Origin of the sequence: Acinetobacter tibetensis, from assembly GCF_023824315.1 — a bacterium.
GTDB lineage: Bacteria > Pseudomonadota > Gammaproteobacteria > Pseudomonadales > Moraxellaceae > Acinetobacter > Acinetobacter tibetensis.
Genome location: NZ_CP098732.1, coordinates 1,752,281 through 1,765,048 on the forward strand (window position 1 = coordinate 1,752,281; position 12,768 = coordinate 1,765,048).

Annotated in this window: 16 protein-coding genes; 9 read left to right on the forward strand and 7 right to left on the reverse strand. The window is 36.4% G+C overall.

Annotated features, from left to right (window positions below; all coding sequences use genetic code 11):
- Positions 1 to 189 precede the first annotated feature (189 nt).
- The 7 genes from M5E07_RS08475 (at position 190) to M5E07_RS08510 (ending at position 6,261) form a co-directional block, all read left to right on the forward strand.
- Positions 190 to 1,521 carry a type II toxin-antitoxin system HipA family toxin gene (locus tag M5E07_RS08475; RefSeq protein WP_252218470.1) on the forward strand — a complete coding sequence of 444 codons (1,332 nt, stop codon included), beginning with the start codon at positions 190 to 192 and terminating at the stop codon, positions 1,519 to 1,521.
- Positions 1,518 to 1,832 (forward strand): helix-turn-helix domain-containing protein, encoded by a 315-nt coding sequence (locus tag M5E07_RS08480; protein ID WP_252218471.1) that lies wholly within the window; start codon positions 1,518 to 1,520, stop codon positions 1,830 to 1,832. Before M5E07_RS08475 ends, M5E07_RS08480 begins: the two co-directional genes overlap by 4 nt.
- A gap of 229 nt (positions 1,833 to 2,061) precedes the next feature.
- A complete protein-coding gene (locus tag M5E07_RS08485) occupies positions 2,062 to 2,643 on the forward strand; it encodes a TetR/AcrR family transcriptional regulator (protein WP_252218472.1) in 582 nt (193 codons plus the stop codon).
- Between the two features lie 183 nt (positions 2,644 to 2,826).
- The gene (locus M5E07_RS08490) at positions 2,827 to 2,961 is read left to right on the forward strand and encodes a Rossmann-fold NAD(P)-binding domain-containing protein (protein WP_252218473.1); all 135 of its coding nucleotides are present in this window, start codon (positions 2,827 to 2,829) and stop codon (positions 2,959 to 2,961) included.
- 42 nt (positions 2,962 to 3,003) lie between these two features.
- Positions 3,004 to 4,209 (forward strand): MFS transporter, encoded by a 1,206-nt coding sequence (locus M5E07_RS08495; RefSeq protein WP_252218475.1) that lies wholly within the window; start codon positions 3,004 to 3,006, stop codon positions 4,207 to 4,209.
- Positions 4,210 to 4,578: 369 nt separating this feature from the next.
- Entirely contained in the window at positions 4,579 to 5,130 is a 552-nt protein-coding gene (locus M5E07_RS08500; RefSeq protein WP_252218478.1) for a shikimate kinase, read from the forward strand.
- A 576-nt stretch (positions 5,131 to 5,706) separates the two neighbouring features.
- The gene (locus M5E07_RS08510) at positions 5,707 to 6,261 is read left to right on the forward strand and encodes a TetR/AcrR family transcriptional regulator (protein WP_252218481.1); all 555 of its coding nucleotides are present in this window, start codon (positions 5,707 to 5,709) and stop codon (positions 6,259 to 6,261) included.
- A gap of 148 nt (positions 6,262 to 6,409) precedes the next feature.
- Here the strand turns inward: M5E07_RS08510 and M5E07_RS08515 are convergent, their stop codons facing one another.
- The 7 genes from M5E07_RS08515 to M5E07_RS08545 all read right to left on the reverse strand — a co-directional run bounded on the left by M5E07_RS08515 (position 6,410) and on the right by M5E07_RS08545 (position 11,530).
- Positions 6,410 to 6,841, reverse strand: a complete 432-nt coding sequence (locus M5E07_RS08515) for a hypothetical protein (RefSeq protein ID WP_252218483.1) — start codon at positions 6,839 to 6,841, stop codon at positions 6,410 to 6,412.
- Between the two features lie 330 nt (positions 6,842 to 7,171).
- Complete coding sequence (locus M5E07_RS08520; protein ID WP_003651786.1) at positions 7,172 to 7,408, reverse strand: VF530 family protein; 237 nt, start codon at positions 7,406 to 7,408, stop codon at positions 7,172 to 7,174.
- Positions 7,409 to 7,743: 335 nt separating this feature from the next.
- Positions 7,744 to 8,505 (reverse strand): alpha/beta fold hydrolase, encoded by a 762-nt coding sequence (locus M5E07_RS08525; protein ID WP_252218486.1) that lies wholly within the window; start codon positions 8,503 to 8,505, stop codon positions 7,744 to 7,746.
- Positions 8,506 to 8,647: 142 nt separating this feature from the next.
- Positions 8,648 to 9,526: an MBL fold metallo-hydrolase gene (locus M5E07_RS08530; protein ID WP_252223759.1), complete on the reverse strand. Its 879-nt coding sequence runs from the start codon at positions 9,524 to 9,526 to the stop codon at positions 8,648 to 8,650.
- A gap of 2 nt (positions 9,527 to 9,528) precedes the next feature.
- Positions 9,529 to 9,948 carry a DUF6691 family protein gene (locus M5E07_RS08535; protein ID WP_252218489.1) on the reverse strand — a complete coding sequence of 140 codons (420 nt, stop codon included), beginning with the start codon at positions 9,946 to 9,948 and terminating at the stop codon, positions 9,529 to 9,531.
- Positions 9,949 to 9,950: 2 nt separating this feature from the next.
- Positions 9,951 to 10,364 (reverse strand): YeeE/YedE family protein, encoded by a 414-nt coding sequence (locus M5E07_RS08540; RefSeq protein ID WP_252218491.1) that lies wholly within the window; start codon positions 10,362 to 10,364, stop codon positions 9,951 to 9,953.
- Between the two features lie 266 nt (positions 10,365 to 10,630).
- Positions 10,631 to 11,530: a LysR family transcriptional regulator gene (locus M5E07_RS08545; protein ID WP_252218492.1), complete on the reverse strand. Its 900-nt coding sequence runs from the start codon at positions 11,528 to 11,530 to the stop codon at positions 10,631 to 10,633.
- 124 nt (positions 11,531 to 11,654) lie between these two features.
- On the opposite strand from M5E07_RS08545, the gene M5E07_RS08550 reads away from it, so the two are divergent.
- The gene (locus tag M5E07_RS08550; protein ID WP_434087809.1) at positions 11,655 to 12,065 is read left to right on the forward strand and encodes a CidA/LrgA family protein; all 411 of its coding nucleotides are present in this window, start codon (positions 11,655 to 11,657) and stop codon (positions 12,063 to 12,065) included.
- Entirely contained in the window at positions 12,062 to 12,757 is a 696-nt protein-coding gene (locus tag M5E07_RS08555) for an LrgB family protein (RefSeq protein ID WP_252218497.1), read from the forward strand. Before M5E07_RS08550 ends, M5E07_RS08555 begins: the two co-directional genes overlap by 4 nt.
- The last annotated feature ends 11 nt before the right edge of the window (positions 12,758 to 12,768 follow it).

Below are 12,768 nucleotides of genomic sequence, written 5' to 3' on the forward strand. Positions count from 1 at the left end.
GATGCAATAGATGCAACGTCTATTGCATCTTTTTATTTTGAATCGTTAAGTTCGCCGTAAGTAACTCTGCTTTATTAAAATGAGCATAATTTTGCGCAAAAATCATATATTTAAATAAAAATGAGCAAATATATTCACAAAATTTGTTTTTTATAGTATTTTTGAGAAAATATTTGCTCATTTATATCAATGAAAAAATTAACAATACAAGCCTTACTAGATAAAAACTGGTTAGATATAGCCGAACTAAAATTACTAGAACCGAAGTTGGGTTCGGCTAGTGCCAGCGAACTAGAATATGAATTGGATTATGCAATTCAATATTTAGACAGACGAGATGAGCACGCCTGTAGTCTATCACTTCCTGTACAAATTCTTATAAAACACGAATCGAGCACATGGTTTGGTTTTTTAGATGATATTGTTCCATCTGGAGCTGCACGCCGTTATTGGGTGAATTATTTAGATTTGCAACGTTTAAGCTATGCGGAGCAAGAAAGCATCTTATTGGAAAAAGGGGGAATAGCACCCGTTGGCAACTTACGAATCAAAGAGGCACTTCCAGCTCTAAATCCAGAATCAACCTTGCACCTACGTTATTTTAGTAAGGAAGATGTTGCTGAGCGTAATATTGATTTTCTGGAATATGCACAGCAAATGGGTGCCATAAGTGGTGGTGCAACTGGTGCAGGCGGAGAAGCGCCAAAATTACTTATTCGTGTTTCACCAGAACAGAAAGTCTGGATTGATACCTACCAAGAGAGTTTTGATCAGCCAGATCAGCATTATTTAGTAAAGTTTCCGCGGAATAATCGTAGCGAGATTGATTGTGACATTCTCAGAGCCGAATATTATTACTATCAAATACTGAATGAATTGGGTTTCAATACGATTGAAACAACTCAAATGCAGCTCATTGAAGGTACAAAGTATCCTTCTTTGTGGCTACCAAGGTTTGATACAGAATGGCTTAATGATCAGTGGCATCGTCATGGTTTAGAATCTGTTTACTCGGTATTAAATAAATCCTCTGGTAGTCATCTTAACCATTTTGAAGTTATAGAAAATCTATGTAAATTACTGACTCGCATTGATTCAGATTTTGATGCGGCACAGTTTATTTGTGAATGGTTACAACGAGACTTACTGAATATTATTTTTGGTAATTCAGACAATCATGGTCGTAATACATCATTTCTAAAAAAATCTGGAAAAATTTCTCTTTCACCTATTTATGACTTTGCACCGATGAAAGCCGATCCTGAAGTGGTTATCAGATCGACCACTTGGGGAAGCCCGTATGAAGAAGGCGGTGAGTACCGTTGGGCTGACATTACCCAAAAACTGGCTCCTTGGTGTGACCCTGATGTATCGCTAGGCACTTTAAAGACTTTGGCACGTAATCTTGTTGGACTAAAACAACGATTGGTTGACAAAGGGGTACCAAAACAAATTATTGAAATGCCAGCACTGTCATTTGATTACATAGAAGCTAAATTGAAAAGATGGGAACTGTTATGAACATGAAAAATCAGACTCAAGATCGTCAGCAAGTTCTCATCGATTTATATAAACAATATTTATTGAGTGAAATTACGCTTGGGCAATTGCTGTCGTATTTACGCAAGAATGTACTGGGGCTATCGCAAGAACAATACGCGGCTTTGGTGGGTATAAGCCGTCGGACTTTAACCGACATTGAGCAGGATAAAGGTAAACTAACTCAGTCTGTGTTAGATAAGGTATTTAAGCCCCTTGGTTTAAAAGCAGGACTTGTGCCTACGCATGAACATATTGTTAATAAAATTATAAAGCCCTCCGATGAACACTGAAATGGTAATTTTTGGGTTCAATTTGAGTTGATGCAGAACCTGAGTTTTTGAAACTTTAATTCAATATTTCATGATCTAAAAGTAGATGCTTAATGCTTATTGGACTTGTGTGCCTACTTTCACCCATAAAATATATTCCTTGATAAATAGTGTTAATAACATTTTTTATTGACGTTTAAGTCGAGTGAATGATATATTTTTTGAATGATCATTCCAGAAAGAATTCAAAATGAGACCAAAAGAGTTTGAAGAAGACGATATAGCAGAAGCCGCTATGAAAGTTTTTTGGCAAAGAGGCTATGCTGGAACGAGTATTCAAGACTTAGTAGAAGGCACAGGCCTAGGACGTGGCAGCCTTTATAATGCTTTTGGAAGTAAATACGGATTATATGAATTTGCTTTAAAACGTTATTATGAGATTACTGCTAGCAATATAGCCATATTATCTGAAGATGGAACTGTCAGAGAACTAATACGCCGTTTACTCATGAAAATTGTCTCAGAAGAACTTAATGATACTGAAAATATGGGCTGTATGGTCGCCAATGCATGTTTAGAAATGGCAAGACACGATGAGGGAATTGCTGATTTAGTAGCAAAAAATTTAAGCAGAATGGAAAGAGCCATTAGCTCGTTAATACTGCGTGGGCAGGCTAATGGCGAAATTGATGCTACAAAAAACCCTGAAGCATTGGCTAGATTTATCGTGAGTACGATTCAAGGAATCCGTGTCGTAAGTAAAGGCAGTGAAAAAAAATGTCAATCCGAAAGGCTCGTTGACATCGTGGATATTGCGATAAGCGCAATCTAAATTTATGAATTGATAAAATAGTCATATTCCTTGATGTATTAATAGATGAACTGTTAATAGATCAAGGCATGTCCTTTTTTTACCTATTTTGGAATGATCATTACAAAACTATCCATTTTAAAAGTCAGTCATACAAATTCAACACACACCATTTTTTATCAGCAACAAAGAAAGGAAGTAACAATGACTCAAGCAGCACAATCTAAAGCAAAGACAATTGCAGTCTTCGCTACTGGCATTTTGAGGGCTGCAATAGCTAGGAACCTTAAAGAAAATAGTTTTAACGTGAATGTATGGAACCGTAGCTATGAAAAATAAAGCTTTAGAAGAGTCAAGCAAAGCACCATTAAAGGCTGGACTATGAATATACAAAATAACTCTGTGACATCAGATATTGTGAATAGCTCTAAAGAAGATATTCCTGTTTTAAAGCTTCTAGCATTTACACTTGCTGGTTTCATTACAATTATGACGGAAACCATGCCAGCAGGTTTATTGCCATTAATTAGTAGGGATTTACAGGTAACAGAAGCTTTAGCAGGGCAATTAGTATCTGTTTACGCTTTAGGTTCTGTAATAGCCGCTATTCCTGTCGTTGCAGCTACTCGTAGTTGGTCACGAAGACCTTTATTCTTACTGGCAATCAGTGGCTTATTAATCTTCAATACCTTAACTGCATTATCTTCCAGCTATATTGTTGTGTTGGTTGCCCGTTTTATTGCGGGGATGTCTGCGGGAATTATTTGGGGAGTACTCGCAGGTTATGCTCGAAGCATGGTATCTGCTAACTTACAGGGTCGAGCGCTAGCCATAGTTGGCGTAGGACAGCCTATCGCCTTATGTCTGGGAGTGCCTTTAGGTACTTGGTTAGGCAGCATGTTTGGTTGGAGAGGCGTATTTTGGATTATTTCTCTACTCGCTTTATTTCTATTGATTTGGATTAGAGCCGCGATTCCAAACTTTTCTGGACAAGTTGCAGAGCAACGCCAGTCGATTAAAGAGATTTTTTTACATCCAGGTATTCGCTCAGTGTTAGCGGTAATTTTCTTATGGATTCTTGCACATAACGTCTTGTATACCTTTATTTCACCTTATCTGACATCTGTAGGGCTTGGTAATCATATAGATCTGGTACTTTTATTATTTGGTGTGTCATCAATCATTGGGATTTGGGTCACTGGTGTTTGGGTTGATCAATCATTACGTTTATTAACCTTGCTAAGTTTAGCTGGGTTTGCGGTTGCTGCGATCTTAATTGGCTTAGGTGGTAGTGGTAACTCTGCTTGGCTAGTACTGAGTGGTATCGCGCTGTGGGGTATGACGTTTGGCGGGGCCCCAACTTTGCTTCAAACAGCAATTGCAGATACTGCTGATGAAGGTGCTGATGTAGCCCAGTCTATGTTAGTTACTGTCTTTAATTTAGCCGTTGCTGGAGGAGGATTATTAGGTGGAATATTACTTCAAAAAATCGGTCCGTCATCATTCACGATAGCAATGTGTGTTTTATCAATAATTTCCTTCTATGTGGTCTTACAAGCTAAGGCACATGGATTTAAAAATAGATAATTTTTAAATAACTTTAGATACTAGATTGGTTCCAATCAATCTAGTGTCTATCCAACATTAAATGAATATTTAGGGGATCGACTTCATGCATTCGATAAAAATACTTTTATTGATGCTATAAATTCTAAGAAAAGTTTAATTGATTCTTTATATGGGCTAATTCCTACATTCCTGTTTGTTGTGATTAAGAAAAACAAAATTAATTATTTCCATCATAAGTATTCTAAAAATGCCGTTCCTGAAGAGATAAGAACAACTTTGTAGAATGTTTTATTAATATAAAACATGATTACTTTCCAAATATCTTATTCAATATAAGTTGTATTGTGTTAATTTTAGAAAAATTTAATATCTTAAATGAGAGGTTTTATGATTATTCATTTTATTGGTCCAGGAGGTGCAGGGAAGACATCAACAGCAATCCACTTAGCACAGAAAATGGAGTTAAGTTATCATGATTTAGATCAATATTTTCTTGATACTGAAGGTAATATTTCTGAATATATCAATCAAAATGGTTATGATAAATATGCTATTAGGAATATTCAGCTATACAATGAACTTAAAGAATCTTTTGATAAAAACAAATTATATATAATTGTTTGTTCTTCAGGTTTTATGACTTATCAAGTAGATATTTTTTCTGGTTATAAAGAAATAAGACAAGACATAGAACTCAATCCTTTTACATTTTTATTACTACCATCATTAGAAATAGAAAGCTGTACAAAAGAAATTATACGTCGGCAACTCAAAAGATCATACTTAAATAGCTCTGTAGAAAAAGAAGAAAAAAAAATTAGAGCCCGCTTTCCAATTTTTATGAATTTGAAATGTGAAAAAATCATAACAAATGAGCCTCCAGAAAAAATAGCTGAAGAAATCTACGTTCGTTTATCAAATTTAATTTCCTTCATTTAAGTGAAAAACAATAATTATTTAAATATTTTCTAGCCAATTTTACATTGACACCTTAAATATTGAAGATTAACATTTGCGTGCTGGTCACATTGCCAGCCGGTTTTGACAGACCGCAATGAAAGACCGTATCAGAGTTATTCCTTCTGAGGGATATTTTTGTGCGCGAACTCCTCGTTCCCTCCCGTTGCGGTAGGACGGGAGAGGGACACCTTCGGGTGTGCTGGTTAAGTCTTTCTCCAGTCTGTCAACCCTCTTTCGTTCTGCCACCATAAACCTCTTATGCTCTGGCAGAACTCCATATATAAAGGAGTTGGCTTTGCACATTCATATTTTTTTGGCAGCCATTGCCAAAGTACACTATAACGACACAACTTAAACTTTTACTAAGGTTTGATCGCCGTTCGGCTGTTCAGGCTTTCATTTGTTATTACTAAAAAACTTAGATCAACAATAAAACTTGAGATGTGCTAGGCACAGTCTTTATGGCTTTGCTACGCCTTTTTTTCACCTTAAAAAAAGTAAAAGGCTTTTATATCTCTTTTATATACAACAAGAATTTATTTTAACCGTAAAACTATGCCAAATTTAGCTCTCTCATTTCGTGCTTTAAGTGTGCTTCATACTTCAAGGTTTCTTTTTAATAAATATGGCTTTCACAATGTAGGGATAGACCAAATTATTAGGTCGGCAAAAATTCCAAAAGCTACGTTTTATAATTACTTTCACTCAAAAGAACGTCTTATTGAAATGAGTTTAACTTTTCAAACAGATGGTCTTAAACATGAAGTTATTTCGATTATCTACGTTAATAAAGAGTTATCGATGGTTGAAAAGCTTCGTAAAATTTTCTTTTTACATGCCAATATAGAAGGGTTTTACAATTTGCCGTTTAAAGCGATTTTTGAAATTTCGAAATTATATCCAAAGGCATATCAGCTTGTAATTGAGTACCGAAACTGGCTGATGAATGAAATCTATAATTTGCTTTTAACGACTAATTCGAATGCTTTAAAACAAGATGCACACCTGTTTTTGTTTGTGATAGACGGGGCAATGGTTCAGCTTTTAGACCCAAATAAACCAGATGAACGGGAGAGGTTGCTTGAGTATTTTTTGATGGGGTTGGGGTGAGAAATGCTGTTTTATTTAATACGAAAGTCAAGTAGCTGTCTTAATATTCTGTTATTTGGTGCTCGTGGTATTAAGGCCGAGAGTAAGTGAAATAAAAAAGCCCCTAAGAAGGGCTTTTTAAGATTGAGCTATGTGACTGAATAAAAAATTATTCTCGATCTAAATAGATTTTACCTAAATCAATTTTTTTATAATGACTAAAACTAGACTTACCTTCTGAAACTTGTCGACTATATGCCTCTGAATAATCAATAATTTTAGGTTGATAATTCTTAAAACTTATAAAAATTTCTGAAGGGAAATTAGTGTATTCCTTTACATCAGGTCTTATAAAGTAATACGTTGCTGTAATAGCAGGAATGGTAAAGCTACCATCCGACTTCAAATTAATTTTGGCATTATCACTATCAGTTCGGCCATTAAAACCCATATATCCAGTTTGATTACTCAATGGTTTATGAGTTTTACTGTCATAAATATAACCAGTTACTTCAGGAGTAAAATATAAGGTATTTTTAGTACAAGCTGGGAGGGCTAGTACAGATAAAACCATACAGATAAAAGAAATATATTTTTTCATTTTTTAGAAATTCCTGAAATAAATAACAATCCCATAGTATCTTTTTCGTTCGCAACTAAAATCTAATTCACAATTAAATTTATGCTTAATAAACAATAAATTTAATTACTTAGAGCATTAAAATGATAACTTATAAAATATTTGGTTCACGAACCTAGCTATGAATACATATTTTCCTACTAAAAAAAGTCTTAAGAATAGACTAAATTTGTCTAGGAGAGTGGTGGTAGTCCACCACTAACTAACAGGTGTCTACAAAATCGATGGCTATTCAATAAGTGTAGTTTAGTATTTGGTATAAAATATTATGCTGAGGCTGGGTTTTGATAGCTACGATTTCTGTTTGGCTTTTTGGCGTAAGACATACAAATATAAGCTTTCTACTTTTTCACGTGCCCATGGTGTGGTACGCAAGAATCGCAATGATGATTTAACACTTGGATCTATGCAAAAACATCTAATTTCAATTTTACGACTTAAGCCTTCAAAGCCACCGTAGTAATCCAATAATTCATCCAAAATGTCAGCAAGTTTTTTGCCGTGTAGAGGGTCATTAGAGGCGTTCATAATAGATCAACCATATTTTGGGAGGACATCATTATAACCTGAGCTAGTTGAAAAATGAGAGGGTTGGAATTTAAACGTAATTAACATAGAAAATTACAGCTTATTTTCTAGTTAACTTTTTTCTAAATATAAATTAGTCAAATTCTAGTAATTAGGTAGTCATTGCAGTAGCACCAACTGTGTTGCGTAGGCTACAGTCTTTAGATATCCTATTTAACATAATATAGATTATACGAAATGCAGCATATAAAAGCATAAGACCATGATTAATAAAGACTTATTCTGTCTTAGCTACTTACTGTTCTACAGCGATATCGCTGTAGAACATGATCTTATTATTTTAAAAAGTTAGAGATCTCTAATAAAACTTCATCTGTCTTTTCAGCGTGTAGCCAATGTCCTGCATTCAAAACCTCTTTTATTTCAGCAACTGGAAACTGTTCCTGAATAGCATCAAAATGCTCAGGTTTATGAATGTATGGAGATAACCCACCACGTAAAAATAACACAGGCTTTGTATAAGGCTTTATCTCTTGCCAAGACAATATCTCAGCATAATGCGCAAAAATAGCATTTAAATTGAATCGCCATTTTCCTTGCGTAAATGATTTCAATAAAAATTGAATCACCATATCTTCTTGAATAAATTTCTTCATGATTTCAGTAGCTTGTAATCTAGATGCTGGTGCAGCTTCCTGTACAGCAAATAATGCTTTAAAAATTTGTTCGTGATGATTTTCTTGATAAGCAAATGGCGCGATATCTAACACAATTAGACCTACCACACGATTTTCAGCCTTCTCCGCCACTTTCATGCTTATTTTTCCGCCCATGGAGTGCCCAATGAGGGAAAATTTTTCAATCTGTAGATGATCCAAAGTCTCTAACACATCCTGCGCCATCAAAGCATAGTTCATCTGTTCACTATGCTCAGATAACCCATGATTACGTACATCTAACTGTATTACTGTACGTTGATCGAAAGCCCGAGCCAACATGCCAAGGTTACTCAAACTGCCGAATAACCCATGAATGAGTACAACAGGCTCCAATTCACTTGGGTTTTCTGATTTCTGTATTTGATGATTAAGGATCATAGTGCTTCTATCTGGCGTTTTTATATATAGTGGCTTTTTAGTTTTTAAGAATCAATAAATTTGCTTAGGCTATTTATGAAAATACTAAAAATCAGAGATAATAGTGATGTATTATCCTGATTTTTATGCGTTTATTTCATGTTTATATGCTAGATTTGAAAAAATTAAATGGAATTTTCAAATAACGAATCCCATTTTCTTCAGGTTCAGGGAATTGTCCAGCCTGCATATTGATTTGTATGGCAGGTAAAATCAATTTAGGCATGTTTAAAGTTGCATCGCGTTGATTCCGCATCTGGACAAAATCTTCTTTTTTAATGCTTTCATTGATATGAATATTATGCTTTTTTTGTTCAGCAATACTGGTTTCATAAATAAAATGATCACGATCTTCAGGTAAATAGTCGTGGCATAAGAACACGCGCATATTGCCATCTAAAGTAAACAGCTTTTGCACTGAGTCAAATAACGTCGCTGCGCTACCTTTAGGAAAATCACAGCGTGCTGTACCGTAATCAGGCATAAATAGCGTATCACCGACAAATACAGCATCACCAATCACGTAGCTTAGGCAAGCTGGCGTATGTCCTGGTGTTGGAATGTTATATGCGTCTATTTCACCAATTTTGAAATGTTCGCCATCTTTAAATAAATAATCAAATGAGCGTGTCGCATTAAAATATTTGGGTTCAAGGTTGTAAATTGCGCTAAAGGTTTCCTGCACAATCGCAATCTTTTCACTAATGGCAACCACTCCCCCCACCTTCTGTTTTAAATATTGGGAAGCTGTTAGATGGTCAGCATGGACATGTGTTTCTAAAATCCAATTTATGCTTAGGCTATTTTGTTGAACATATGAAATTATTTCATCCGCCAAAGTTGTCTTTGTCGTTGCAGATGCAGCATCATAATTCAGCACACTATCGATAATGGCAGATTGGCGACTCTTCGGGTCTGTAACCACATAGCTAAAAGTATTGGTTTCTTTATCAAAAAAAGCTTTAACGATTGGTTTTATCAACACTATTTCACTCCCATCGTTTTATTAAATATAATCATACCTATTGCCATAGCAATAATAAAATATAGCGTTTGATAGTGCCCTAAACCAATCAAGGTAAGACTTGGTGCGGGACAAATACCTGCTAAGCCCCAACCCATACCAAAAATTGCGCTCCCTAGAATTAATCTTGAATCAATCTGTGTATTCTTAGGCATTGCAATCGGTTCTTTAAAAACCGTTTTTGGGGCTTGTTGTTTAGAGAGTATCTGAAAAGGAATAAACGCCACCGCAATTGCACCCATCATCACAAATGCCAGACTAGCATCCCAAGTGCCAAAAATATCCAAAAAATTCAGTACTTTTTCTGGATTAGACATTCCTGAAAACATTAAACCAATGGCAAATAGACCACCAAAAATAAAGGCAAATATATTTTTCATGTTTATGCTCCCAAAATATGACGCATTACAAATACAGTCACGGCGCCAGCAAGCATAAATGTTGCTGTTGCTATGAGTGATCGTTTGGATAAACGACTAATCCCACAAATTCCATGACCACTGGTACATCCAGAACCTAGTCGCGTACCAAAACCCACCAATAAACCCGCTAAAATCATAATGAACGGTGAGCTCTCAATTTGAATCTGTGGTTGCGTAAATGCTCCATAAGCAAATGGCACGATAATTAACCCCAATAAAAACCAAACTGCTGGTGAGCCAAATAATGTTTTGGGACTAAGGACTTGTGAAATCAGGCCGCTAATTCCTGCAATACGACCATTGACCCACAAATAACCAACGGCGGATACACCAAGCAGTGTTCCACCGATAAAAGCAGTTAGATAGTCATGCATTTTCTACGTTCCACCTAAAACAATATATATTTTCATAATATGTTTATTTGTAAATTATTCAAGAGCAATTTTGTACGAAATTTGCGCAAACCCACCTTTCGAATTCAGTTAAGACCTTATCCTACCCCGCTTTAAGCTCATCGGCATTTAAATAAGCACGGATAGATGTGGTAATAATAATCCTTGACGGTATTTTTTCTAGAACGATTTCGTTCAACAAACATACGAATTCTAGATTAGAACATAATTTATATAGTTTTTTTTAGCTAAAAATGAATACTTTCCAAATTATCTTCAATAACATTCAGCCAAGCCCGAGTCGCTGGAGTCATAGTGACCGTGCTATTCCAAGCCATCTTTAAGTTCCAGTTGATCTTCGGCTCTGTCAGCAAAGCAATATGAAACTCTTCACGATTTAGTCGCTCACAATAAGCCTGAGGAAGTAAAGCAATCCCGACATTCGATTCAACCAGCTTGGCAATAAAGTCCCATTGACTACTCCGACAAGCCACTTTCGGTTCAAAACCTACAGACTGTGCCGCCTGAATAATGACGTTGTTTAGCGTAAATGTATTGGCATACAGTAAAAAAGATTCCTCCTTGAGTTCAATCAGTTTAATTTCTTGTTTTTTACGCCAATGTGAGCTTTTCTTTGCCAGTAGACAAATCGGTGAGTTGATAATTTCAAATCCACTCAGTAAAGGTTTTAACTCTCCCATCACCACCCCAGCATCAACCTCTTTACGAAAAATCGCCTCTTCGATGCCTGTCGCCCCGACTTCCAGAAAGTTCAACTCGATATGCGGATATTGACTATGAAATTTGGCAATCACAGTACTTAGCATCATGGCTGCCAAAGGTGGTAGACCAATCGTTAGCTTACCTTTTTTCAATCCTCTGACTTGTGTCACCGTATCAAAAATACGCTGCTGTTCATTCAAAATAATTAATGCATGTTCATACACTTGCTGCCCCACATAAGTCAAAGCCACGCCGCGTTTACGTCCTGCTTCCCCTTTATGTAACAGTGCGACTCCGAGTTGCTCTTCTAGACCGCGCATTGCCTTACTAATGGTCGGTTGAGTTAAATTGAGCTGTTCTGCTGCCAATGTAAAACTTTGAACCTCTACCAAGGTAACAAAGATTTGTAGACTTTTGATATCCACAAAAATATTCCATATTTACATAATTATTTTTTTATTATTCATAATCCATACGACAGGTCAATTTTAAAATACCCTCATGTTGTTTAAACCTGTTTGTATCATGTCCTCTCCCAATACTTCAAAAATGCCTTATCCCCTCAAAGTCATCACTCAACTTTTATTTTTAATTGGACTCTGGTGGATCGGTTCCTTTATTCAGCAATTCTTTCATCTTCCTATTTCTGCGGGCGTGATCGGACTCATTCTGCTTCTATTTGCTCTGATGTCAGGCATCATGAAATTGGTGTGGATTAAATCAGGAGCAGATTTCATTCTTGCCGAATTGGTGTTGATGTTTATTCCCTGTGTCGTGGGCTTAGTTAAATATAAACAGCTCTTTATCACTCAAGGCTGGCAACTTATTCTTGCGGTTGTACTTGGAACCATCTGCGTTATGGTGATGACCGCATACAGTGTTCATTTTGGTTTTAAACTCGAACGTAAACTTCAGCAAAAACACAGTCATCATAAAGCCAAATTGGAAGCACACTCATGAACTTCACGGCGCTATTTTGTTTCATTGCAACCATTATCGGGTACGTCTTGGCGAAAAAACTCTATCGTCGTTACCCTTATATGCTGCTGTCCCCTGCCATGCTCGTTCCTTTTGTGCTGATTTTAATCTTGTTGGGTTTCCATATCTCCTATGACACTTACATGCTCGATAACCATTGGATTGTCTGGATGCTTGGACCCGCAACCATCGCCTTTGCCATCCCTATCTATGAATATCGTCAACTGATTCGTGAACATCTGTTTTCTATTGCTCTTGGAATTGTCATTGGAATGAGTGCTGGTGTAATCAGTGCCTTTTATTTGGCAAAACTTTTTCATTTTGATAGCCAAACCACCTACAGCCTAATGTCACGCTCGATCTCGACTCCCTTTGCGATGGAACTGACCTCGCATATTGGCGGTTCAGTCGAACTGGTGATTTTATTTACCATGATTACAGGGATTGCAGGCGTACTTTTGGGAGACACCGTACTACTGCTGTTAAAACTGAACTCCGCCTTTGCACAAGGCGCTTCGCTAGGCAATGCAGCACATGGCTTTGGTACCCATAAAGCATTCATGCGTCATCATGAAGAAGGTGTAATTGCTTCCCTAACTATGGTTTTAGCAGGTGTATTTATGGTAATTCTCGGCCCGAACTTAATTCATCTGGTATCACGTTGCTTAGGCTAATGAGTTGGTTA

Coding starts and splice junctions, on each gene's coding strand:
- M5E07_RS08480 (WP_252218471.1), top strand. CDS start 1,518: ATGAACATGAAAAATCAGACTCAAGATCGTCAGCAAGTTCTCATCGAT.
- M5E07_RS08495 (WP_252218475.1), top strand. CDS start 3,004: ATGAATATACAAAATAACTCTGTGACATCAGATATTGTGAATAGCTCT.
- M5E07_RS08525 (WP_252218486.1), bottom strand. CDS start 8,505: ATGATCCTTAATCATCAAATACAGAAATCAGAAAACCCAAGTGAATTG.
- M5E07_RS08550 (WP_434087809.1), top strand. CDS start 11,655: ATGCCTTATCCCCTCAAAGTCATCACTCAACTTTTATTTTTAATTGGA.
- M5E07_RS08490 (WP_252218473.1), top strand. CDS start 2,827: ATGACTCAAGCAGCACAATCTAAAGCAAAGACAATTGCAGTCTTCGCT.
- M5E07_RS08515 (WP_252218483.1), bottom strand. CDS start 6,841: ATGAAAAAATATATTTCTTTTATCTGTATGGTTTTATCTGTACTAGCC.
- M5E07_RS08555 (WP_252218497.1), top strand. CDS start 12,062: ATGAACTTCACGGCGCTATTTTGTTTCATTGCAACCATTATCGGGTAC.
- M5E07_RS08540 (WP_252218491.1), bottom strand. CDS start 10,364: ATGCATGACTATCTAACTGCTTTTATCGGTGGAACACTGCTTGGTGTA.
- M5E07_RS08510 (WP_252218481.1), top strand. CDS start 5,707: ATGCCAAATTTAGCTCTCTCATTTCGTGCTTTAAGTGTGCTTCATACT.
- M5E07_RS08475 (WP_252218470.1), top strand. CDS start 190: ATGAAAAAATTAACAATACAAGCCTTACTAGATAAAAACTGGTTAGAT.
- M5E07_RS08485 (WP_252218472.1), top strand. CDS start 2,062: ATGAGACCAAAAGAGTTTGAAGAAGACGATATAGCAGAAGCCGCTATG.
- M5E07_RS08520 (WP_003651786.1), bottom strand. CDS start 7,408: ATGAACGCCTCTAATGACCCTCTACACGGCAAAAAACTTGCTGACATT.
- M5E07_RS08535 (WP_252218489.1), bottom strand. CDS start 9,948: ATGAAAAATATATTTGCCTTTATTTTTGGTGGTCTATTTGCCATTGGT.
- M5E07_RS08500 (WP_252218478.1), top strand. CDS start 4,579: ATGATTATTCATTTTATTGGTCCAGGAGGTGCAGGGAAGACATCAACA.